Genomic DNA, 23,397 nt, shown 5'->3' with positions numbered 1-23,397 from the left:
TCAAAAACCTCCGAAGCAATGCTGTTGTGCTGCGGCAATGACGGAACGCACAATTGGAATTGAGAGTGAGTTTCCGAGCAATCGCCAGGCGGTGCGATGGCTGAGATGTACGGGTAATTCAAATTGATCGCTAAAGCCTAAACACCGTGCGACTTCCCGTGGCGAAAACCGTCTTAAGCCATGTTCATCCTGTATGTACGAGCCCGCTTGCAACAGTGACTTACCATACGATGCACCGAAACATGCCGAGCACGCCGCCTCTTGCCGGATGTCAATACGATCCATCGCGCTTTGATATCGAGCGACATCGTCCGCAGCAAGATACAACGACGGATCACTTTGCAGTGTGATCTTATCGTCAATAAGATCGCTTAACTTAGTGGGCGGTACTCTAATTTTAACTTTGAGACGTTCCGACTCAGCCTGGCAGCGCCATAACGCAAGGTAAACTCTTCGTCGACGATTCGGCCAACCATAGTCGCTTGGGCATAGTTGCAAACATTCCGTTTGATAGCCAGCGGCCTTAAAGCGGTTCTCGATGAACGCTCGGGTTTGCGACTCGTCGAATCCGACAACGTTTTCGATGATCATGCAAGCGGGACGAACATGAAGTGCCACCTCAACCAATCGCAGCAGCGCGCGATTCCGAGGATCGGCCAAATCTTTACGGTGACCGCGAATCGTAAATGGCAGGCAGGGCGGGCTGAGCCACCAGAGATCCGCCTCGAAGCCTGCTAACTTTGCTGCATCGTACGACTCTAGTTCAGCTATTTGATAGGAAGACGCAAAATTTGCAGCATAAACCGAACGTGCAGTCGCATCTATGTCAATTGCAGCCACGATGCTTACTGGCATCTCGTAACCGCGATGAACTGCTTCAGAGACACCGCCGATGCCCGCGAACAATTCAAGAATGCGCACTTTGTTGATTCTTGAGCAATAGTTGATCGACTTCGTTGGAAACGATTACGCCATAGTTAATCGCACCAAGCCAACCGGACATGATGATCCCGACGCTTCCAGCATGATAAAGCCCAGGAATTTGCTGCGGCAGAGCTCGAGAAACAGCTAAGCCTTCAAACTTCGTACCAAAGCTTGCGCCATAGCGATGCTGGGTGTAATGATGAAACGTCTTCGGCGTAGCGGCTTCAACGTGATCGATCTTTTCCCGACAGTTGGGCACATATTTTTCCAGCGCTGCAAGTGTCGTTTCAATTAAATCTGCTTTGCTGGCCGCATAATCTTCTTCCGATAGATTGGCCCAATCGTCCCAGTTTGCATTTGTGCTGCTTACCACCGCATAACGTTTGCGAGCATGCGGACGTGTACGTGGATAGTAAAAACTGAAGGTGCGCGACGTGATATCGCGACTTAACAAAAGATCGGTCCGAAACGCATGAGCAGTGGAACAGAAAAGCAGATCGCCAGTATCCTCGTCGATCGTTTCGCCTTCCTTGATCGCCATATACACTTGAGTGCTAGAATTGTTGAGCCGAACGGCGCGGGCGTCGGCCACAAATTGCGGATCAAAATTCTCAGGTCCCACCAATTGTTCGATGGTAACGCGCAAGTTTGAATTGCTGACCACAGAGCGGCATGCGATTCGTTTTCCATTGACAATGACCGCTTTTACTCCGCTTGAGTCTGCTTCAATTTTACTAACTTGAGAGTTGATACAGACGTCGACACCGTTCGTCTTGAGTTCCTGCCCCATTCGCGAAACTAAATCGTCGGTGCCACCTTCGTAAATGAAGACACCTTTGGCCATAAAATTAGAAAACACGATGCCGTAGGTTATCGCCGGATCTTCTAGCGTAGATCCATTCGCGTACGTGATTGGCTCCATCAGCAGTCGCACAATGTCTTCGCGTCCCGGAAAAAATTTCTCGAACAGCTCGCCCGTCGTCATTGATTGATCATCGTAGAAATTCATCCCACGCGCAGTGTCGAAGAAGGCTTGGACAGTCGCAGCCTCCACTCCAAACTGGGTCGTCAGCAGTCTCGTAAAGTCTTCGCGGTTAAACGTTGTCGTCAGCGAGAACATCGGATTGTCAAAGCGAATGTTTTTTAGCTGAACAATCCGACTCGAAATATCTTCGCCCCAGTATCGACGACAACTTTTGATCATGCCGTAAGGAAAACCGTGCAGCGAGATGTCGAAGATGTGGCCACGAGGTCGCTTGAACCAGGTTGCCAGGCCACCCAATTTGTAGTGCTGCTCCAGCAGCAGGACGCGATGTCCGGCTCGCCCTAGAATGTTTGCCGCCGTCATCCCGGCCAACCCCGAACCAATCACGATGCAGTCGTAAAAATCTTTAGTACCAGCGAGGAAATCTTTGGGCATTGGGGTTGTTAAAGGCAAGGCGTGTTAAAGTCAGAAAAGTCGCGGTGCTCTGTGGGCATTAACAAGCGAATAATCTGTAGGTTTTTGAGCGGGCGTAATTGTTTCACAAGCAGCCGGTTAGGACAATGGTCACCGGCCGATTACCTTGACGTGCAGATCACGGCTTTTGACGATTCCGCGATGCAATTTGTACGAGGCGAGCTCGCAAACAGGATTTCGGTCCTCGACACATAGGCCCGATGGTACCGTAACCTGACAAAACGCCCCTGACATCCACTTGTCTGCTGGTATCAAGGCTATAATAGCGGCAAGTCGAATCCTTTCTCGATCCCTTCGAAACGTGTGGTTCAAACAATGAAATCTCGATTCAGTACAAGATCTTTCGCGACTTTTGGGCTGGCCAGCGCGATTGGTTGGAGTTCCTTCTCGCTTGTTAGTTGGAATCCGGCACTGTATGCGGAAGAAAAGCCTGCCGATTCTCAAGACACACAGGCCTCGCTCGAAAAGTCCTTCCAAGAACTATTGAATGATTCGCAGCTAGTTGGACGGTTTACGATGGACGGCGGCTCGGAAGCTAAAGAAGAGCGATATGAACTACGCAGCGTCAGCAAATTGGACGACGAGGGGCTGTGGGGCATGCAGACGCGGATCAAGTATGGCGATCATGACGTCACTGTTCCTATCGCGGTAATGGTGGAGTGGGCAGACAAGACACCGGTAATCACGCTCGACGAGTTATTCATTCCGGGCCTTGGTACGTTTTCCGCACGCGTTCTATTTCATGGCGATCGCTACGCAGGCACATGGCAACACGGAGAACGGGGCGGACATCTTTTCGGTCGCGTTGAACGATTGACAGCGGACGAAACACCGGCGGCTGAAAACACTCCAACATCAGAGCCCGAGAAAACCGAATAGCCTCACTTCAGTCCGGCAATAACATCGCAATCGAGTTGTTTTTAGCTGAGCCCACTTTCACGTGGTTTCAGAAGATAAATCCTTTCGTCGCCTCGGTTTGGAAATTGACAATAAAAACAATACTTCTAAATGTTTCAGTGATTTCTCTTGGTCTAGCAAGCGTCTTGACGTTGAACCGCATATTGGTATCTGTGCTTTCTATGGTCATCGCTTTACAACTCATGTATGCCGTGCTTTTGATCTTCGTCACGAGCAACGCCACTCGGGCGTACTGGGTAGGATTCTCTGTATTCGGAATCGGATTTTACTACTTCGTTTGCGGACTCTCGCTTCGGGAGTTCTATTCTATGCCTGGAACGATCACAGAACTTTACTTTGCGCCGAATGGCGCATACAGCAACTGGCATCCTAACGATAATTTGCACCGCGGTACGAATTACGATTACTTCCAAGCAGACAACAGGTTTCAGGATGCGGCGAGAAATCGAGTGAGATACATCGGAAATTGTGTATTTAACTCCATTCTTGCTGTGCTGGGTGGCATGATTGGCAGGTTCACGCACAATCATACATATGCTAAAGCACAGAGCGCCGGACAGAATCGGGACTCAGTTTGTTTCTGAACTGAAAAACCTTCTCGTTATAGCTTGCTGAATGCGGTTGTCCCTTGCAAAGAGTTCCAAAATGAATCGCTTAAGAAAAATTGTATTTTTAGTTCTTTTCATTGCATGCATGCAATTCGTTGCTGTCGCGTCTGATGAATATGTTAAGAACCTCGCTATCTCTTTGGACAGACTCGTGCGGATAACTGAAAAGCCACACAAAATGGATGATTCGACAGCAAGTTTGTGTACTGTCTATAACTCACAGCCACATAGGGTACATGACGGATTTGCTAAACCCTCTTACTGCGACGTATATGTTTCCAGCGATGCGGAGAAAGCAATCCGGACGGGAAACGCAGAGTACCCCGCTGGTGCGTTAATAGTGAAGACAAAGTTCCATGAGGGCAAAGAGCGATCGCCTGAACTGTTCACCGTTATGAGGAAAATGGCATTTGGTTACGATGATGAAAATGGAAACTGGGAATACACTGTAATCGATGGCAAATCGAGGCGAGTCCAAGCCCGCGGTCGCATCGATTCTTGCATCCAATGCCATGCTGAATACAAAAGCACAGGCTACGTTACACGCGATTACCTCCGAGAGGAATCCCAGTGACAAATATGAGCGCAGTCAATGTAAATCAGTCTGTCAAACAGTTTACAGTTAATTGCATTGACTTCAGCTTGAGGTGTATTTCGAGCCCCAAGCAGTCCCAGTATTAGCCAAGTCGGCTTGCTGGGTTTGAGCTTATCAAGGCGTTCCCTCCCCCTAAATAATTCTTACCTAATCTTTTCTTGGGCCCAAACCTGAAGTTGCTCACGGAAAATTTTTGAGTTGTGGCGGATGTCTGTTGGCAGTTTGCTTGGATAGATTAAAAACTTCTCGAGTCGATTCGTATACTCGCTGCCTTTCGCCGTCCGCACAAGCTCCGCTAGCAACTTTGCGACTCCAGACTTGGAACGGTAAAGCGACTGATCCATCGGTTCGACGACTACCACGGGAACTGTGCCTTGAGTCGTCGACACACCGACGAGAGCACTTCGAAAGACCTGCGGGTGTCGATTGATGATCGCCTCACATGGTTCAGTAAAGATCGTTTCGCCATTGTTCAGTACGACGCGGTGCGACTTGCGCCCACAATACCAGAAGCGTTCATTCTCATCAAAGTACCCGACGTCACCTGTTCGATGCCAGACTTTACCATCGTCGTCGATCTTGTGCATAGCATTATGATTAGCTCGAGTAATGTACTGCTTTGACACGACGGGCCCAGAGACGATTAGTTCGCCAATCAAATCGGGGCCCAGAAACTTTGCACTGGAGATCTGCGAAATGGGTTCATCTGATATTTCGATGAGCTTCCATTCAATACCGCTGAATTTTCGCCCCACGCACGTGCCTCGTCCAGCTTCCGTCAGACTCGCGGTCTCGCCGAGCACTTCTCGAGATTCGATCGAGGCGATGGGGAGGGCTTCTGTCATACCATAGGGTGTAAACATTTTGCCTTCGGGATGCATCATTTGCTGCATCGACATGAGCGTCTGCGGAGTCACGGGTGCACCTGCCGATAAAACGAATCGCAGGGAAGGACATTGACGTCCAGTCGTATCGCAATATCGTCCGACCGCACGCCAAAGTGCAGGCGATCCGAACGCTTGATTGATCTGCCATTGATCGATTGCATCCAACAGTCGCGGGGGATCAACTTCGGCAGGTCTGATTGGATTCATGTCGGGAATTACAGTCGTAGTTCCCATCACCGCATCGAACAAACCGAACAACGGAAAGCACGCGAGATCGATACCGCCTGGCTCGATACCATAATGCCCAATCAGCTGGTCAACTTGGGAATTGAATGTTTGCTGGGTGTACAAAACGCCTTTCGGTGGTCCTGTACTACCGGTTGTAAAAATGATCGCTGCCGGATCGCTCGCCGAAATGCTCGGCGCGATGAAGGTATTGGCGTGGCTATGTGTAAGCTGCGCAAATGTGGGTTTGGGCAGCAGTCCGAACGTCGGGCCAACTGTCACATTTTTGACGGCTGCCCGAAATCGACTAGCGAAAATTTTCACGACAAAGTGAACTTGTGGGATGGCCACAAAACCGTTCGGATTGACCGACTCAAGTGACGCGAGCAGGTGCTTTCGCGGCATCCCTGGATCGATCAGCACAAGCGTCACGCCAACTTTCAGCAATGCGAAAACGAGCGTGATAAAATCTTCGCCGAACCTTACGAGCAGTACGATTCGGTCACCCGGTTTCATCCCCAGTCGTTGTAGCCCCGCTGCAATTCGGTTGACCTTTTGGCTTAATTCGTCGAAAGAAATCGTCCGATAGGGCCTATCGCGGAGCGGTTTGTATCGGCCAGCAGCGTACTTGCCGAGCGGCGTGGCGACAGCAATTGCGTCTGGCCTCGCAGATGCTTGTTGGCATAATCGATCGGCAATGTTACAGTTTGCCACCACATTCGAATGATTCATGTCCAAAAGTCTAACCTACAGTCACGTCATCTTGACAGTCCGTCTAACAAGCTTCACCTTAATAGCAGCATAACTGACCTTAGGAGTTAGCCTGGACGGAGCGTCGAGGTACAAGTCGTTGGCTTGGCAGGGCGTCTAATTCGGATGGAATCCTGCGAAGAGCGGCAAATTTACTGGATCAAGGAAAACAGCGTGCAATATTCTCCAAATAATTCTACGTTTTACGAGCCTACGGAAGATATTCTTTCGCCTGGTTCGTCCGTTGGCGGCGCGTGCGTACAGGATTGGTTTGAGGAAGCACTCGCAACGCAGGAACCAATGCGTGGTCCCCGTAACTCGTGGGGAGACGACGACGAAGAAGAATCGGTTCCCGAAGAAGTCGACGACGTCGAAATCGATGTAGACGAAGATATTCAGGCAGATCCGTTTGACGACTTTGACCCTGATGATTTCGATGACGAGTTCGATGACGATTTCGAAGAAGAACTGCAAGACGAGTATGAAATCGAACCTGACGATGACGAAGTTATGGACGACATCGGTTCGCCATCGATTACCATTGATGATGGAAGTCGTGAACCCGGCTTAGAGGACGACGACGATGACGACTTGACGCTTCCGGTTGACGTCGATGAAGAACTGGATGACTAGGCGTTGGTCGGTGCTCCCGTAACAGGCAAAATTGTCAAGCACGGTGCTGTATGCTCTTTCAGCTCATTGGGGGGAATCGTTAGACCGATTTCCTCAATGAGTCCACAAGCAGTGCACTAGCCGATCGACTGTTTTTTGCTGCCTTGTAGGAATACAAACAGAGCGGTCCCGCCGAAAAAACCTGCCACCAAGAACAATAGAAATGGCACTGTCGACTGGGCCCAAGACCAGTTTTCGGTCAGCGTCGTGCCAAAGATTGCACCTAGGGTCGCAAAGGGAAAGAAAATGGCGGCCAGAATGTTCAAGCGGTGCGCCGCAACCGCCATTTGATGCGAAGTGATCGCTTGCTGTTCAGCTCGTCGAATGACTGCGACATCCATGGCGTTCTTTGCATCGGAATACAAAAGCTCTGAACGTCGTGCCATTTCATAAGCGCGGTCCCGTTGCTCGATCAGCATTCGTTCTTTGGGTTTAGCCTTCCGCGCCTCTTCAAGCACTTCGAGCAGATTTCTTGCCGAACGAGTCAGCGGCGTAAGGCCATCAAGTACTTTCAGATAGTCATCGGCCTTGGCTGCACTATTTTCCATCTGATCGTACTCATCCAAACGTTTGCTATAACGGGTCAGCAAGTTTTCGATCCCGACCTTGCCGGGATCTCCGTTGCTCGCTCGCCAATTTCCATCCGCATCCAACCATAGCAAAAGTCCGCGTCGACTGTCTTCGTCGGGGTGAGGAACTTCATGCACGACTAACAGCAACGCATCTTCTTCAACCATCAGACGTTGTCGACCGGCGGTGCTCCCGAGCCGGTTGCGAAAAAAATCTGGCAACTGCCAGTTTGAGGGAATCAGAGGAGCTTGTGGCATTTTGGGTCTTCCGGAAGGACGGATTTCTGCACTACCTAGTTGTGCTTTGATCAGTATAGTCGAACAATCAGCAGTTGCCTGCGCGCGGCCGTACCCCGTTGATTTGGCCTAACTTCTCAAGATGACTTCGTGCGCCGACCCGCGCGAGTGTAGTTGCTTAGCGTTTGCAGCTCACGTCACAATAGGCCGATATTGCAGCCCATATGCGTCGCGCGGCTGCTTTTTTCGACCCGACGACATGTTCGATTAACATCCCATCGGCGTTGAGGATTTCAATGTCGGTCTCTGTGGCATTGATCGCATCTGCGGAATTCGAGACCATCAAATTACAACGCTTACGTTGCATTTTAGCGATCGCTCGATGCCGATGATCTTCGGTTTCCAATGCAAAACCAACGACCCACTGGTTTTCGTTTTTGGCCGCGGCTACCGTGGCCACGATATCCGGCGTTTCGATCAGTTCCAACTTCAAATTGTCGCCCGTCTTGGGAATCTTTTGCGATTCGATAACGCGCGGCATATAATCACACGGGGCGGCCACTCCGATCAAACCTGTTGCATTTCGAAAGTGCTCTTGGGTCGCTTCCAGCATCTCTTGCGTCGTAACAACATGTACGACACGAGCATCTGCGGGATATATAATATTCACAGGGCCGCTCACGATTGTAACGTCGTGTCCGTTTTTCAATCCGATCTCGGCTAGTGCACAACCCATTTGGCCACTGGAGGCATTAGTCAGATATCGGACAGGATCCAAGTATTGACGGGTCGGACCAGACGTTATTACAACTTTCGCCATCAGTGCAAATTGCCGCGAGTGTGAAGTCTTACAAAATAGATTGCGATGCAGGTCCTGCATTTTAACAAGCCACGATCGCTTGAAGAGTCCACCCCGCATGCTTTTAGACTTTGCGACGCTTTGGTGGGCGAGTATAACCGACAAGCAACGCTTCGCATTTTCGGCGGCGCAAGTACCCCGACTGCCAAAATATCTGCCCTTGTTCGGTAAATGCCCAAATCGAGTATGCAACCCAATTCGAAGTTTGGTTTAATGTAGCTACCACTTCGGCATTATGTAATTCGAGAATCCATTGGACGCCAACTCCATCGATCAAGTCTCGCGATCTTCAATTTCGATCCGCCAAGCAACTTGGGTCTGGTGCCGGGTAGCTCTTTTGAGCTTCGGAGGCCCAGCCGGACAAATCGCAGTTATGCATCGCATCCTGGTCGAGGAGAGGCGCTGGATTAGTGAAGAACGATTTTTGCACGCGTTGAATTTTTGCATGCTACTTCCGGGGCCAGAAGCCCAGCAGCTTGCGACTTACATAGGCTGGATTTTGCATCGAACCCGCGGAGGGTTGATTGCAGGCATACTGTTCATCGTCCCTGGCTTCTTATCCATCCTTGCGTTAAGCATCATGTATGCAACATACCAGGAGTCGTTTTGGATTGAAGCTTTCTTTTATGGGCTTAAGCCTGCTGTAATTGCCATTGTGCTTGAGGCCGTTGTACGAATTGGTCGCCGCGTACTTCGACAACGAGCAGCTTACGCGATTGCTGCCGCTTCCTTCATTGCAATCTTCTTATTTCAAGTTCCATTTCCGGTGCTGATCGTACTGGCCGCCGCGATCGGAATAGTGCAAGTCTTCATCTCACAACACAACTTCCAGAACGCTCCGGCGACACGCGATTCGCAGACTTCGTCGTTTCGCTATTCTATTTTAAGCAGTCTGCGAGTTATCATAGCATGCCTGCTAATTTGGTTTGTGCCACTTGCTGTGTTAGCACGTTCGCTCGGTCCACTCCACACGCTTGTTATTGAAGGCACGTTCTTTAGCAAAGTTGCTGTCGTCACTTTCGGAGGTGCGTATTCGGTGTTGGCCTACGTTACCCAACAAGCCGTCGATGTCTATGGCTGGCTACAACCCGGCGAAATGTTGGACGGTTTGAGCATGGCAGAGACAACACCAGGCCCGTTAATAATGGTCGTGCAGCATGTTGGATTTATGGGTGCATACCGAAATCCAGGCTCGCTCGAACCGCTGTGGGCAGGGATTTTGGGCGCAGTCGTCACGACATGGGTGACCTTCGTCCCGTGCTTTCTGTGGATTTTTCTTGGAGCGCCGTACGTGGAAAGGTTGCAGCACAACCGCTGGATCGCTGTCGCGCTGCAGTCGATATCAGCCTGCGTCGTCGGAGTCATCTTGAATCTAGCAGTTTGGTTCGCCGTGCACACCTGGTTTGCCGAAGTGACGCCTCGCGAATTTTTGGGCGGATCTGTTTCGCTGCCAGTCCTTGCATCGATCGATCCTGCCTCCGTCGCAATTTCAGTGGCAGCATGTTTTATAACATTCTATTGGCGTCGAGGCATTGCATTAACGCTCGCGATATGTTGTGTGCTCGGAATAGGGGTCACTCTAGCAAGGTCTCAGTACTAGAGAGGGTAGGTTACGTAGAAGCTTAGACGGCTCTCGTTGGGGGTGTATGTCATCTTTGTCGCAGAAAGTTGGTGAAGTGCAAAGGTCTGCAAAACCTGCAAGTCGCTGAAAAATCAAACTTTCGCGAAGCAGACGATTTGAACCAACCTAGAAAGAAACCTATGAGTTAAGGATGTATCGGTCTAGAAAGTCCAATACGCTGACAATGATTCCCTAAACGGTAGTCCTTGCAACTGGTCAGCGAAAAATTCAATGAACCACGGAGCTGATTGTGTTACGCGATCCGCAGCAATTGCTGCAAGAACTGCAGGCCAAGACGGCATTTTTTGAAGCTGTGGCAGACTCACCGCTCGATGGAATCCTCGTCGTCGACAACCTGGGTCACATCATTCACCAAAACGCCAGGATTCGAGAACTCTGGCAACTTTCGTCTGTAACTTCTCAAAATAACATCGATTCCAACGACGGGTCTGACATTCGCTCTTCGAGTGATAATGTAAATCATTTCGTGGAAGGCGTTAGGCATTTGACCGGCAATCCTAGTCATATTGGTCGTGATGAGATCGAACTGATCGATGGTACGATTTTAGAACGCTACACTGCACCAGTGAAGAACTCGGAAGGCATCTATTACGGGCGAGTGTGGACTTTTCGCGATATCACACAACGAAAGTTAGCGGAACGCGTGCAGTCCGAGTCGCTACAGCGGCTCGAAAAGATTGCGAGTCGACTGCCAGGTTTCGTTTATCAGTTCCGTCTCCGTCCTGACGGAACATCTTGTTTTCCGTATTGCAGCGATGGACTTTACAATTTGTTCGGCGTCCGTCCGGCGGAGGTCATTGAAGATTCGACGAAGGCATTTGCCTATGTGCATCCCGAGGATTTCCCACTCTTGCAGGCGGCCATCGCAGCTTCCGCTGTCGATCTCAGCCCGTGGCAGCTTGAGTTTCGCGTACGCTTTGAGAATGGCGAAGAGAAATGGATGTCAGGGAATTCTGTACCGGAACGCGAGCCGGACGGGTCTACTTTGTGGCACGGGTATATTCACGACGTTACTGCAACAAAACGTAGCGCCAATGAATTGAAAGCAGCCAAAGATTTGCTGGAAGAGGCCCAGGCGGTCGCTCGCTTGGGAAACTGGACATACGAGTTGGCGACTGGCAGAATTCGTTGGTCCAAAGAGCAGTTCAAAATATTTGGCTACGCTCCAACCGAAGGCGAACCAGACTATCGCGGCTTCCTAGAATGCTTTGCTCCCGAAGATGCCAGGATTATCGATAATGCTGTTAAAACAGCTGTCTCAAATGGCACTCCATATTCCTTGGTTGTCAAGATTCGCAATCCCGACTCGGTCGTAAAGCATGTGCGTTGTGAAGGCCGAACTCGCCGTGACTCCACTGGCGAAATCGTCGAGTTGTACGGCACCGCGATGGATGTTACGGCGGAAGTCGAACGCGAAATTGCTCTCGAGATAGCTCGGCGTCAGGCTGATACGGCAAACCGAGCGAAGAGTGAATTCTTGGCGAATATGAGCCACGAGATAAGAACACCTTTGACCGCAATCCTCGGTTTCACGGAAGTGTTGCGTGAAGATGGAAATATTGCGTTTGCACCTCCCCGTCGGTTGGAAACGATGGATACAATTACCAATGCAGGGCGACATTTGCTGAGCATCATAAACGACGTGCTAGATCTTTCCAAAATTGAAGCAGATAAAACAAGCATCGAACGCATCGAGACTTCGCTGCCTGTAATTATGCGCGAAGTCGAAAATCTATTGCAGCCAAAAGCTGCAGGGAAAGGTGTAACCCTGGAAGCTCGACTTGCAACTCCGGTTCCGAGTATTGTTCTGAGCGATCCTACGCGACTTCGTCAGATACTAATGAATTTGGTCGGGAATTCAGTCAAATTTACCGAGGCGGGACACGTTACGCTGACAGGAAGATTCGAAGATTTTGGTGAGACAGCGGCACTGATCGTTGACGTCGAAGATACTGGCCCCGGCTTGACTCCGGAGCAAGCGAGCTTCCTTTTTCAGCCATTTGAACAAGCCGACAGCACGGTGACGCGAAAACACGGCGGAACTGGACTTGGTCTCACGATCAGTCGGCGTCTGGCAAATCTCATGGGTGGAGACGTCACTTTGCTACGATCGGATATCGGAAGGGGCTCTTGCTTCCGGCTTGAATTTCCGGCCGTACTACCACATGGTGCGCTAGCGCGAGAGAGGGTTAGCCTGCTTCCTACCGTGGCGTTCAAAAGTGATGAAACATCGACGCGACTTCACGGGCGCATTCTCTTGGCCGAAGATGGCTTGGATAATCAGAAACTAATCGCGTTCATATTGCGAAAGGCGGGCGCAATCGTCGAAGTTGCCGATGATGGACAAACCGCATTGCTCATGTTTGATAGTGCTGAGTCCGAAGGCAATCCGTTTAACATGTTGCTAACCGACATTCAAATGCCCATAATGGACGGCTATGCGCTTGCACGCGCTTTGCGTTTACGTGGCAGTGAATTGCCGATTGTTGCATTAACTGCTCATGCATTGTCGTATGATCGCCAGAAGTGCTTAGATGCCGGCTGCAGCGACTATATCACCAAACCGATTGACCGACGCACACTGCTGGACGTTTGTGCAAAATGGATCGGTCTTGCAGTTCACTGCGCTGTTTGACGCGTAAAGCATGCGAATATACGCAACAGAATGCAACGCGAGCGGTTCGTTTCTTTTTTTGACATTGCAAAAGGCTGCAATCGTCGGGTTCCGAAAGAAATTTGGGCTCTAAAGCGAAACCAAGTGCAAGGTTTATGATGTAAGCCGGGATTTAAACTCTCCATCCGCTACCATTTAAACGTTGCCTAAGCCATGCTTGTGCCGAAACCCGTCATACTCGTCATCGACGACTCGCCTGACACTCACAAACTGGTTCGGTTTCTCCTGCGCAAATGCCCTGCGGATATACACCATGCGATGCGGGGCCGCGATGGATTGGAGATGGCCGTCAGTCTAGACCCTGACCTAATCCTGTTAGATTACGACATGCCGGGATTAAACGGCATGGAAGTGCTACGACGCCTGCGTTCCAACCGTTCCTTTGCGTCGACTCCGGTTATCTTTATCACGGGATCCACGGAAGAGTCTCTGATTGCTGAGGTATTTGCAAGCGGCGCTAATGACTATATTCGCAAACCACTGCTCTCGACTGAACTGGTAGCGAGAGTCAATGCGTGCCTCAAAACACATTCGTTGCTGCAAGAGTTAAACCACCGCGCACGTTTCGACGATTTGACGAACTTGCCCAACCGTTGGTCAATGCTGCAGAACATTGCACAAGCACTCGAGAAGCAGAAGCTGGATCATCGCGAGTCCTTTGCGGTCTTTCACATTAATTTTGATCGCTTTCGTTTGGTCAATGAAAGTTTAGGACGAGCCATTGGCGACAGCCTGCTAAAGGAAGCGGCTATCAGAATTCAACGAGTTATCGCTTCCGACGATATTTCTCAGAATGGTTGTCGTCCGCAGATGGCGGCCCGCTTGGACGGCGATGAATTTGTTGTACTGGTGCGCGAGGTTACAACCGTTCACGACCTGAATGCCATTGCCGAAAAGATGATTGAAGCACTATCTGATCGCTTCTCAATTAGTCTCAACAACCTCTACATCGACTGCAGTATCGGGATTGCTGTCAGCAACATTAAGTATGTATCAGCCGAAGAACTGTTGTGCGATGCGGATACAGCGATGCATGCAGCCCGAGAATTGGGGCGTCATCGCTACTGCTTGTTTGTGGAAGAGATGCGTGGCAAAGCTCAATCGCGTCTTGCGCTAAACACGAACTTACGCAATGCAATCGAAAAGAACGAATTTGAACTGTTGTACCAACCTGTCATCCAACTCAAAACCGACGCGGTCGCGTCAGTCGAGGCGCTTATTCGTTGGAACCACGCACCGTATGGAATGATTAACCCGGAGAAATTCATTCCGTTCGCCGAGGAAACTGGGCTTATCTTAGAAATCGGCGAGTGGTGCTTACAAGCCGCTTGCCGACAGTTAGCGAAATGGAACCGGGATCTGCCTGAGTCGTCGCCTAAGACATTAAACATCAACATCGCCCGTCAACAACTGGTACACCCAGCCTTTCTGGACGATCTCAAGAGAATCTTACAAGACACCGGCGTCGATGCCACCGCGATTCATCTAGAGATTACCGAGAGTGAAATGATGAAGGACACTTCACTGGCCATTCGGGTGTTGAACGAGCTCCGGGAATTCGGTGTTAAGATCGACATCGACGACTTCGGTACTGGACATTCGTCACTTGCTTGCCTCAATCAGTTCCCCGTCGATCACCTAAAGCTGGACCGGAGCCTGATCGGCGGAATTCCCGAGCTTGGATTTACCACCAAACTCGTGGAACTGGTCCTGGAACTGGCGCAAGCTACTTCGGTAGCGGTCGTCGCGGAAGGAATTGAGAACCTGTCACAGCAAAAGTCGCTGATCAAATGGGGCTGTGAATTCGGTCAGGGCTTCTTCCTTTCGAAACCATTAGCTGCTGCAGAAGTCCCTCGTTTCGTGTCCGAACGTGGCCGGGTGAATGGAAATTCAAAACAAACAAAATCAATTAATGTTCCTAATTTGCCGCGGGTTGTCGCTGGATATCGAGGAGGTGTTTCATCGGCATTTGATGTCCTCAGCGGGATTTTTGGCAGTTGCGTGCATCGTTAGCACGACTGTGCTATTATGGGATACCTCGAGTATGCAAAACTCTCGCCTCCGCTACATGGCTATCGCCTGATTGGAGCAAACGTCGAATGTCACAGAAAACCTCGGATGCAACCGTTGGACAAATCATATTTCTAGTTGAAGATGACGATGCGATGCGCTCATCGCTTTCCTATCTTTTGACGCAAGCGGGATATGTTGTCCAATCGTTTTCTACTCCACATTCGTTTCTGGCCAGTTATTCAGGTGAGCCTTGTAGCTGCATGATCGTTGACTTGGAAATGCCTGGCATGTCAGGACTGCAGCTAGCAAAGGAATTGAGCGAGCGAAGACTTGCTTTTCCTTTTATTGTGCTAACAGGTTACGGTACGATCGCGACCGCCGTCGAGGCGATGCGGTTAGGTGCGTGTGACTTTCTGGAAAAACCTGTCGAGCACAGTCGCTTGCTGGATGTAGTCGAAAAGGCAGTCGCGAAGGGTCGTGCTTCGGCGAAATCGGGAGACACTAAGTTGCGGATTGACTTGCCCGACGGACTGCTGACCGTTCGCGAACACGAAATCATGATGCTCGTCATCGACGGTAAACTTACCAAGCAAATCGCAGGGAAGCTCAACATTAGCCCCAAGACTGTCGACGTCCACCGCAGTCACATTATGAAGAAGCTCGAGGTAACTTCAGTCGCTCAATTGGTCCGCAAAGTCTTGTCGCTGAAGGACTAGCTGGCTAGCAGGGCAGACTCTAGTTCGACTGCAATCTCAGTTTAGACGTTGGTAAACTGACTATTAACATCATGCCTCCCTCATCCATACGAGCGGCTCGGATTTGGCCAAAGTACTGTTCAACGATCGTCTTGCTAATGCTTAACCCCAAACCGAGGCCGTCCGATTTGCTTGTGAAGTATGGTTCAAACATTTTCACGAACTGAGAATCAGAAATCTTGGGACCGTTGTCTGTAATCTGGATAGTAACATTTGAATCTGTCGAAGAGGTGCTGATCCTAACGAACCTTGCGCCGTCAACGCGCCCGTTCATCGCTTCCACTGCATTGCGTAAAAGATTTACGAGTACCTGCTGAAGCTGCACCGAATCGCCGATCGTCATCGGTAGATTTTCTTCTAGCTGTAGCTCGGTACCAATCGAGTGCACACGGAAGTCGCTCTGCAAGAGTTTTAACGTTTCGAGGATCAATGCGTTCAAGTTCACCTGTTTCGGTTCTTGAGAGTTGTCCGAAACAAACCATCTCAGTTTCTTGACGATGTTACTTGCACGCATCGCTTCCTGCTGAATGTCGCCGAGCGTTTCTACAAGGTCCGGCAAACGGCCTTTTTCTAGACCTAGCAATAGGCCTCCCACAAAATTGGAGATGGCCCCTAACGGTTGATTTATCTCGTGAGCCAATATTGCTGATGTCTGAAGAATTACAGCACTGCGCTGTGATTTGGCTAAGACGGCAAGATCTTGATGCACTTTTTCTTCTAATCGCCGTTCCTCGGTAATATCTCGAAAGTCGATCATGTGCAGACCGGGAAATACGTTCAGCACAACCACGTACTTTGTTTCGCGTACCATTTCAAACTTGGTTACCAACCGCATTTCACCCGAGTATGTGTGCTGGTTCTGAATTCCATTCCAGATCGCATTAAATGCGTCTAACTCGCGCTCGCAAATGATATCGGCAACTTGCAAGCCTTGGATCTCGACTCGCGAATACTGGAGCAATTCACCGGCAGCATCATTGGCGTCAACGAAAATCCCGCGCTCGTCGATAAGCATCACCGCATTCAACGAATTCTCAAATAGCGATTTCCAGCGACTAGATGCCGCAAAACGTTCCATCGTATTTGCGACAAGTTCCGCGACAGATTTGAGAAAAACTCTGTCGGATGCCGTAAAGTTTTTCGGCGTTCTCGATCCTAGAACCATCGTACATACCAACCGAGCAGAGTTCGAACTTCGGATTGGGACATAGTGGCTGTGCTTGAGACTTTTTTGGGCAAGCGATTGGTGAATTCGTAGATCCTCTTGATGAGCCGTCGGCGCACTAACTGTCTGCTCAGCGAAAAACGCACAGTCATCGACTCGCATGATCTCCTTGATGCAGGGTGCAACAGCATTTAGAAAGGAGATGATATCTTCAGCCGAAAATGCCAGGGCACCGATTTGCGCCAGAGCAGTCTGTTGCTCGGCAATTTCCTTTAAAACTCGCTGCGCTTTACGCTCACGCGTGATGTCGGAAAACGAAAACACGTAGCCCACCATACAGTTCGCTCCATTCAGAATCGGCGACGCCGTAAACCGCACGGGGACACGTGTAAGTTGCTTGCTACCCTTAGCCGGGTCGTTGACGTACCGTCGCAATCTGGCGTGGCCCGTCGCGTTCAATCCAGACTGTATCTGGTTGAGCAACTGCGTTACACCGCGGCAGGTCTTCCGAATGCACAAAAAGTCCATCGCACTTGTACCAGCCACGAACATCTCGTCCTTGCCAATTAAATTCACCGCATATCGGTTCCAGTAAATTAACTCGCAGTTCAAATTGGTTGCGATGACGCCATCCTCGATCACATCCAGAACTCGCAAGTGAAATCGAATTTCTCCCTCGGCTCGCGTCAATTCCTCATGCAAATACTCGGTTGCAGCATGATGCACTCGAGCAATCAATACCCGGAAGTCTTCTGATTTTTCAACGTAGCCAGCGACGCCAAGATTAAGGCTTTCCTTGGCGAGCGTAAAACTACTATCGGCCGTGCAGATTATAAGTTTGGTTGACTTCGATTGTGCGTTCAGTTCGCGTACGAGATCTAGTCCTTTGGAATCTGGTAGACCTAAATCGACAATCGCGATGGCAAAATCGTGCTGGCTGATCTTAGCAAGAGCATCAACGGCGTTGGAAACCGCCGTGACTAAGAAAGACTCGCGTTCGAGCCGTCTCTGAATGATCTTTTGTTGCAACGCGTCATCTTCAACAAGCAGAATACTCAGTTGCGAAGGAACGTTGCCTTGACCAAACATACATGAATTCTCGCGGCTACAGTGCTCTGAAGCGGCGAATCAGCCCCATCTACAGACTCGCGTTTAATTCATAAACGATACGCAGCAGACTGGCCTCTGGCAGCGTACCTCGTCAAACTGCGATTCGCCTACGCTAATTTGTGTACGCAGCGGCAAAGTATAACCTTTGCATGGCAGGCTTGCATTACCCTCTATCGGGGCAATTCCACGATTGCTATTTACTCACGAGCATTTCTTCCGCAGCCGCTTGCTCCATCCACTCGTGCAGAGCCAGCCACCAACGGTCGATCTTCGCAAACGCTCGATCGACCGAATCAGTGATCTTCTTCGTGTCCTTGAACGGTTTAAAGACGCAACCTTCTGCCCCGAGGGAAATCGCTTGCATCATTGTGCCAATGGACACCAGTCCCGTGCACATAATCACTTGTATGCCGGCGTCGTGGCTCTTAATCTCGGACAATAGAGTCAAGCCGTCTTTAGTGGGCATATCAATGTCCAACAAAACAACTCTCGCCCCGCACGAAAAGAGCTTTGCAATAGCTCGATCAGGCTCGGCCACCGATACTACATTTACCCCGTGCCGCGTCAATGTCTTTGACACTAGTCGTAAAATTGACGGATCGTCATCAACATGAAGGACTGTCTTTGAGTATTCCATATAATCTAACTTGGCGCTGAGTTGCTCGAATCTGAAACGATAAATGATCCACGAACAAACGTAACATCTGCTTAGACAGAAAAAGCCGAAAAGGGCCTTTCCGCATTAGTTTTGCATGCTTTGCACACTTCGCACTCAATTCGAGCACAATTTTACGCTCGTACAACAAGACTTCGGATGTTGCGGTTGGATAGTGTCGCAGAGTGCGACAGAGAGAAAGCCTGGCTTCTTTTTCCGTTGCCCGACTTATGCACGGCAACGAATGTTCGCCCTTGAGTTTTTTGCTGGTCGCCAGCCAACGTGCTGGCAGCGTCGAATGATGGCAGCTGCGAAACTGATGGATCCGCCATTTGCCGTGTCTGGTTAAGCGACGGCAGAAGGGTTTTTTCGCATGCAGCGAACGAGTTCTATCGCTTCGGAACGATCTTTAACGCCGATTTTTTCCAATAGAGCTTTCTTCCGATAGTGAACCGTACGAACACTGATGTCGAGCTCTGAAGCGACTTGCTTGGTTGTACGCCCACGTACTATCGCAGCAAAAATTCGCGAGTCTTCAGCCGAAAGTCGCTCCAAAATTGCATCGGGGATGGACTCGGCCTTGCTGCGTCGAATTTCCCGGTCAGCATTCACCGCGGACTCAATGGACGCTCGAAACGATTCTTTGGAAGCGTCCGATGGGACAATGTCACTCGCACCCAACTTCATCGCATGGACAACTTGATTCGTCTCCCAGTCGTTCGCAATCATCAGGACTTGTGTATCAGAACAGAGCGACCTGACGCGAGCCAAACAATCGATCGACGACGCAAAATGCCCGGACAGTCCAAGCACTGTACAACCCGCAACGGATTCGTCAAATGACCGCAAAAAAGTATCAGCGCTGTCGAACGGGATGGCCAAATAGCCGCAATCTATCGCTATGGCGGCGGCTCGCTCGAGATGTGAAATGCTAAGATCGACTAGATTGATTATTGGGCGCATGGTTGGTTTACTTGTGTAGACTAATTTCGTTTGCAGTGGACCGACGAAGTGAATGGCTGATTAACTCACGTTGGGAATGCGTCGAGGCCAAACTTCTCCAGCAAATCGAATTCGCAGTAGAAGCTAATTCTGATATCGGTCTCAAGTAATTTATAACGCGACCCTTGGATATGTATTATTCGATAAGGAAATCCCTTATAGCTCGTTTTCGCACACTTCGCCCCAAAATCGGTACGCTGCAGCAACCGCTCCCGGCGTTCAACTTAGCCAGTTGGGCATATCTCACAGCAGTGTCTGCAACTGCTGGACAGACAAGTATTGCGCTGACTTGAAGATTGTTCGCACAAAACGGACACACCACAGCATCGGAAAACCGAAGCGTGCCAGTTGTGGGGCGTTGTAATCGTGGCATCCTGTGCAAATGTGTGCACTGGAGTTCAGTCCGTTAGGCGAAACGTTATCCTCGTGGTAGTTGAGTTAAGTATGAAATTGCCTCGCAGACTTGCACTGAGCGAGACGGTAGCGAGCCGAGTGAGTTTCACGCCCTAACCCCTGAAATAAGTGTTCAGTCACATTGGGGATTAAGGTTTCCATAGCAGGCATGCATGTTCGCTTGAATAGGTGGATCGCTTGACACGGTCCAATCGCCTTCAGAACCAGGAACAAATGTTTACAACTGATCGATTGCAAAACCGTTATTCACTCGGCTTTGCGGTCCCAGCAATTTGCTGCATCTCGCTTGCGTTCGGCCTCTTGGGCACGTTTTCGCTTGAAACGACGCAAGGATTCTCAATAGCGTCAATTCAATTATTATTGGTCGTCAGCAGCCTGCTATCCCTTCTTCTAATTCTGCAGAACAACCGCCTGAGACGTAATCGCCAACTTGCAGAGAGCAAATTTCCCTCAACCAGTTGCCATCAGGTTTTGCGAGTGATGATCAACTCAATCAACGCGAACATTGCTGTCCTCGATCGCCACGGAACAATCGTTGAAATCAACTCGCATTGGTTGCAGTTCGTTGAACAGAACCATTTCGATGTAAGAACTTGTGGACTTGGTACAAACTATTTTGACATCTTGCGAGAATCGGAAAGTCCCAACGCAAACGACATTGTCTTTGGTATGCAACAAGTACTGGACGAAGCAATCGCGCTGTATGAACTTGAATACGATTTTCCGCGCCAAAGCGGATCGCTCTGGTTTAAGATTAGTGTGACTAGGATCGATCTTGGCAACGCTCCCTTTCTAATTGTCGCACTTGAGAATATCTCCAACCAAAAATCGGCGGAGAGTCGACTTGCCAACGAACGATCAAAGTTTCGCACGATCTATGACAGCGCCAGTGACGCGATCATGCTTTTGGACCGCAATGGATTCTTCGATTGCAATCCGCGAACGCTGCAATTGTTTGGCATAGAACGGCATGAAGACTTTTTGAAATATCACCCCAATGATCTTTCGCCCGAGTTTCAAGAAGATGGCTGCAAGTCCCTTGAAAAAGCGAACCATCAAATCGAAATCGCGTATAAGCTAGGTGAGAACCGGTTCGAGTGGCTGCACCGTCGCGTTGACGGTACTGTCTTTCCGACTGAGGTCCTTTTATGCTCTTTTGAGTTGAACGGACGCCAAGTTCTTCAGGCGACCGTTCGTGATATAACGATTCGCAAACAGCAAGAGCATCAGCTTATCGAACTGAACGCTCGACTGCAGATCGATTTGCAAGCTCGCGAAGAAGCAGAGGCTTCGCTGCGGGAGATGACCAGCTACCTGGACGTGTACCGGCAAATTGTCGACAAACATGCGATTGTAGCCGAGACCGATGTTAAAGGAACGATTGTCTATGTCAATCAAGCTTTCTGCGAAATCAGTGGCTATACCTTTGCCGAACTGGTTGGACAAAATCACCGTATTCTAAACTCAGGTGTGCACTCGGATACACTCTGGCGCGACATGTATAAATATGTCGCTCAAGGGGGCATCTGGCACGGCGAAATCTGTAACCGCGCGAAAAGCGGACGGCTTTACTGGGTTGCAACAACCATCTCGCCACTCTTTGCTGAAGATGGAAAACTTCGAGGTTACTTTGCGATTCGATCCGACATCACAGAACTGAAAAATGCTCAAGTGCAAGCGGAATCCTCGAACCGCGCAAAAACCGAATTCTTGGCCAATATGAGCCATGAAATCCGAACTCCGATGACCGCCATTCTGGGTTTTGCGGATCTGTTGGCAGAAGAGATTGATCAAACCCTTTCGCCCGATCAAATCGAATACATCAATACGATTAAACGTAACGGCCAACACTTGCTTTCGATTATCAATGACATCCTTGATATCTCGAAAATCGAAGCCGAGAAGATGGAAGTCGAGAAGATCGAGACTGATCCATTTAAGATCGTTGATGATGTCTTATCATCGATGCATGTCAAAGCGAGTGCTAAAGGGTTAGTGCTAGACGCTAGGTTGTTAACGCCTATTCCCAAAGTAATTCGCAGCGATCCAACACGTGTCCGTCAAATTTTAGAGAACTTGGTTGGTAACGCGATCAAGTTCACAGACGTGGGTGGGATTTCGATCCACGTAGGAGTCGATGACAATGCGCCCAACCAGCTCGCTTTTTCAGTGATCGACACAGGCATCGGGATTGAACCGGAGCAAGCTGGGAAACTCTTCGAGCCATTCGAACAAGGCGATAGTTCTACGACAAGACGCTTCGGCGGAAGTGGACTCGGCCTACGCATCAGTAAACGTCTAGCAGAACTCCTGGGCGGAAGCCTGACTCTTACGTCAGAATATGGGAAAGGAAGCGTCTTTACGGCTCGAATCCAAACGCACGTTGGCGATGATGTTCCGATTGTCAGCGTTTATGAGGGGGCTTCGCATACTTCGTCGATCCTTACACCCATCGCCGCGCCAGGACGTCAGCGGTTGAAGGGATTCCGGATCTTGCTCGCAGAAGACGGCGCCGACAATCAACGACTCATCCGCTTTCACCTTGAAAAGGCCGGCGCAACTGTTCAAATCGCTGACAACGGTAAAAAAGCCGTACAATTTATGACTTCCGACGGCACTATTGATGGACCACTCGACATAGCATCAAAATATGACCTATTAATCTCCGATGTACAAATGCCAGTGATGGACGGATTTTCAGCAGTCAAACTACTGCGGAAGAAAGGTTGCACATTGCCAATTCTCGCTTTGACCGCTCACGCTATGATTGGTGACCGTGAAAAGTGCCTCGAAGCGGGCTGTGATGCACATTTAACGAAGCCAATTGATCCCAATTTGCTTGTAGACGCTTGTGAAAACTGGATCCTTACGAATATGAATCAAAATTCAGCAAAGCATTACATCTGCACGAGCCAGTATTCAGACGATCCAGAAATGGCCGAATTGATCAGTGAGTATGTAGCGACCTTTTCAGAAAAAGCTACGCTGATTAAGGAAAAACTCGAGCAGCGTTGCTTTGAAGACTTGGGGCGTTTGGCGCACCAGCTTAAGGGGTCCGGAGGTGGCTTTGGATTTCCATTAATCAGCCAAGCGGCGGCGAAAGTCGAATCCAACGTCAAATCTAAAACGCCTACCAGCGATGTTCAATTGGCAACGATTGAAGACGCCGTAACTGAGCTCGTAGAGCTGCTTGACAAAGTTCGACAATACTCTGAGTCCGATCACCAGTGCAAGTGATTGACAGTTTTTGAGCTGTAATGTCTC

At 49.8% G+C, this 23,397-nt stretch carries 17 protein-coding genes; 9 read left to right on the top strand and 8 right to left on the bottom strand.

Going from position 1 to position 23,397, the window contains the following annotated elements; genetic code table 11:
• Both SH451x_RS07110 and SH451x_RS07105 read right to left on the bottom strand, forming a co-directional pair.
• A complete protein-coding gene (locus SH451x_RS07110; protein WP_479361750.1) occupies window positions 1-921 on the bottom strand; it encodes a DNA cytosine methyltransferase in 921 nt (306 codons plus the stop codon).
• Entirely contained in the window at window positions 908-2,344 is a 1,437-nt protein-coding gene (locus tag SH451x_RS07105) for a phytoene desaturase family protein (RefSeq protein ID WP_479361749.1), read from the bottom strand. Before SH451x_RS07105 ends, SH451x_RS07110 begins: the two co-directional genes overlap by 14 nt.
• A gap of 354 nt (window positions 2,345-2,698) precedes the next feature.
• Here SH451x_RS07105 and SH451x_RS07100 point away from each other — a divergent pair, with 354 nt between their 5' ends.
• From SH451x_RS07100 to SH451x_RS07090, 3 genes are all read left to right on the top strand, one after another.
• Complete coding sequence (locus tag SH451x_RS07100) at window positions 2,699-3,262, top strand: hypothetical protein (protein WP_479361748.1); 564 nt, start codon at window positions 2,699-2,701, stop codon at window positions 3,260-3,262.
• Between the two features lie 137 nt (window positions 3,263-3,399).
• The gene (locus SH451x_RS07095; protein ID WP_479361747.1) at window positions 3,400-3,885 is read left to right on the top strand and encodes a hypothetical protein; all 486 of its coding nucleotides are present in this window, start codon (window positions 3,400-3,402) and stop codon (window positions 3,883-3,885) included.
• A 61-nt stretch (window positions 3,886-3,946) separates the two neighbouring features.
• Complete coding sequence (locus SH451x_RS07090) at window positions 3,947-4,483, top strand: cytochrome P460 family protein (RefSeq protein WP_479361746.1); 537 nt, start codon at window positions 3,947-3,949, stop codon at window positions 4,481-4,483.
• Window positions 4,484-4,647: 164 nt separating this feature from the next.
• On the opposite strand, the gene SH451x_RS07085 is transcribed toward SH451x_RS07090, so the two are convergent.
• On the bottom strand, window positions 4,648-6,348 hold the full coding sequence (locus tag SH451x_RS07085) for a fatty acid CoA ligase family protein (protein ID WP_479361745.1): 1,701 nt from the start codon (window positions 6,346-6,348) through the stop codon (window positions 4,648-4,650).
• Between the two features lie 192 nt (window positions 6,349-6,540).
• Between SH451x_RS07085 and SH451x_RS07080 the strand changes: the two genes are divergently transcribed.
• Window positions 6,541-6,999 carry a hypothetical protein gene (locus SH451x_RS07080; protein ID WP_479361744.1) on the top strand — a complete coding sequence of 153 codons (459 nt, stop codon included), beginning with the start codon at window positions 6,541-6,543 and terminating at the stop codon, window positions 6,997-6,999.
• 116 nt (window positions 7,000-7,115) lie between these two features.
• Here SH451x_RS07080 and SH451x_RS07075 read toward each other — a convergent pair whose 3' ends face one another.
• The gene (locus SH451x_RS07075) at window positions 7,116-7,865 is read right to left on the bottom strand and encodes a hypothetical protein (RefSeq protein ID WP_479361743.1); all 750 of its coding nucleotides are present in this window, start codon (window positions 7,863-7,865) and stop codon (window positions 7,116-7,118) included.
• 157 nt (window positions 7,866-8,022) lie between these two features.
• Window positions 8,023-8,664 (bottom strand): phosphopantothenoylcysteine decarboxylase domain-containing protein, encoded by a 642-nt coding sequence (locus SH451x_RS07070; RefSeq protein ID WP_479361742.1) that lies wholly within the window; start codon window positions 8,662-8,664, stop codon window positions 8,023-8,025.
• A 292-nt stretch (window positions 8,665-8,956) separates the two neighbouring features.
• Between SH451x_RS07070 and chrA the strand changes: the two genes are divergently transcribed.
• From chrA to SH451x_RS07050, 4 genes are all read left to right on the top strand, one after another.
• On the top strand, window positions 8,957-10,303 hold the full coding sequence (chrA, locus tag SH451x_RS07065) for a chromate efflux transporter (RefSeq protein WP_479361741.1): 1,347 nt from the start codon (window positions 8,957-8,959) through the stop codon (window positions 10,301-10,303).
• 271 nt (window positions 10,304-10,574) lie between these two features.
• Entirely contained in the window at window positions 10,575-12,980 is a 2,406-nt protein-coding gene (locus SH451x_RS07060) for a hybrid sensor histidine kinase/response regulator (protein ID WP_479361740.1), read from the top strand.
• Window positions 12,981-13,172: 192 nt separating this feature from the next.
• Complete coding sequence (locus SH451x_RS07055; protein WP_479361739.1) at window positions 13,173-15,032, top strand: EAL domain-containing response regulator; 1,860 nt, start codon at window positions 13,173-13,175, stop codon at window positions 15,030-15,032.
• 86 nt (window positions 15,033-15,118) lie between these two features.
• Window positions 15,119-15,748 carry a response regulator transcription factor gene (locus SH451x_RS07050; protein WP_479361738.1) on the top strand — a complete coding sequence of 210 codons (630 nt, stop codon included), beginning with the start codon at window positions 15,119-15,121 and terminating at the stop codon, window positions 15,746-15,748.
• Window positions 15,749-15,767: 19 nt separating this feature from the next.
• On the opposite strand, the gene SH451x_RS07045 is transcribed toward SH451x_RS07050, so the two are convergent.
• From SH451x_RS07045 to SH451x_RS07035, 3 genes are all read right to left on the bottom strand, one after another.
• Window positions 15,768-18,041: a response regulator gene (locus SH451x_RS07045; protein ID WP_479361737.1), complete on the bottom strand. Its 2,274-nt coding sequence runs from the start codon at window positions 18,039-18,041 to the stop codon at window positions 15,768-15,770.
• A gap of 214 nt (window positions 18,042-18,255) precedes the next feature.
• Entirely contained in the window at window positions 18,256-18,699 is a 444-nt protein-coding gene (locus tag SH451x_RS07040) for a response regulator (RefSeq protein WP_479361736.1), read from the bottom strand.
• Window positions 18,700-19,062: 363 nt separating this feature from the next.
• Window positions 19,063-19,680 (bottom strand): response regulator transcription factor, encoded by a 618-nt coding sequence (locus SH451x_RS07035; protein ID WP_479361735.1) that lies wholly within the window; start codon window positions 19,678-19,680, stop codon window positions 19,063-19,065.
• Window positions 19,681-20,613: 933 nt separating this feature from the next.
• On the opposite strand from SH451x_RS07035, the gene SH451x_RS07030 reads away from it, so the two are divergent.
• Window positions 20,614-23,370: a PAS domain S-box protein gene (locus SH451x_RS07030; protein ID WP_479361734.1), complete on the top strand. Its 2,757-nt coding sequence runs from the start codon at window positions 20,614-20,616 to the stop codon at window positions 23,368-23,370.
• Window positions 23,371-23,397 lie beyond the last annotated feature (27 nt).

Source organism: Njordella aestuarii (assembly GCF_056494165.1).
This window is presented reverse-complemented; position numbering and strand designations above follow the sequence as displayed.

Excerpts from the sequence above, each read along its gene's own strand:
- SH451x_RS07055 (WP_479361739.1), top strand. The coding sequence starts at position 13,173 with ATGCTTGTGCCGAAACCCGTCATACTCGTCATCGACGACTCGCCTGAC.
- SH451x_RS07105 (WP_479361749.1), bottom strand. The coding sequence starts at position 2,344 with ATGCCCAAAGATTTCCTCGCTGGTACTAAAGATTTTTACGACTGCATC.
- SH451x_RS07040 (WP_479361736.1), bottom strand. The coding sequence starts at position 18,699 with ATGGAATACTCAAAGACAGTCCTTCATGTTGATGACGATCCGTCAATT.
- SH451x_RS07045 (WP_479361737.1), bottom strand. The coding sequence starts at position 18,041 with ATGTTTGGTCAAGGCAACGTTCCTTCGCAACTGAGTATTCTGCTTGTT.
- SH451x_RS07050 (WP_479361738.1), top strand. The coding sequence starts at position 15,119 with ATGTCACAGAAAACCTCGGATGCAACCGTTGGACAAATCATATTTCTA.
- SH451x_RS07030 (WP_479361734.1), top strand. The coding sequence starts at position 20,614 with ATGATCAACTCAATCAACGCGAACATTGCTGTCCTCGATCGCCACGGA.
- SH451x_RS07085 (WP_479361745.1), bottom strand. The coding sequence starts at position 6,348 with ATGAATCATTCGAATGTGGTGGCAAACTGTAACATTGCCGATCGATTA.
- SH451x_RS07035 (WP_479361735.1), bottom strand. The coding sequence starts at position 19,680 with ATGCGCCCAATAATCAATCTAGTCGATCTTAGCATTTCACATCTCGAG.
- SH451x_RS07100 (WP_479361748.1), top strand. The coding sequence starts at position 2,699 with ATGAAATCTCGATTCAGTACAAGATCTTTCGCGACTTTTGGGCTGGCC.
- SH451x_RS07070 (WP_479361742.1), bottom strand. The coding sequence starts at position 8,664 with ATGGCGAAAGTTGTAATAACGTCTGGTCCGACCCGTCAATACTTGGAT.
- SH451x_RS07075 (WP_479361743.1), bottom strand. The coding sequence starts at position 7,865 with ATGCCACAAGCTCCTCTGATTCCCTCAAACTGGCAGTTGCCAGATTTT.
- SH451x_RS07090 (WP_479361746.1), top strand. The coding sequence starts at position 3,947 with ATGAATCGCTTAAGAAAAATTGTATTTTTAGTTCTTTTCATTGCATGC.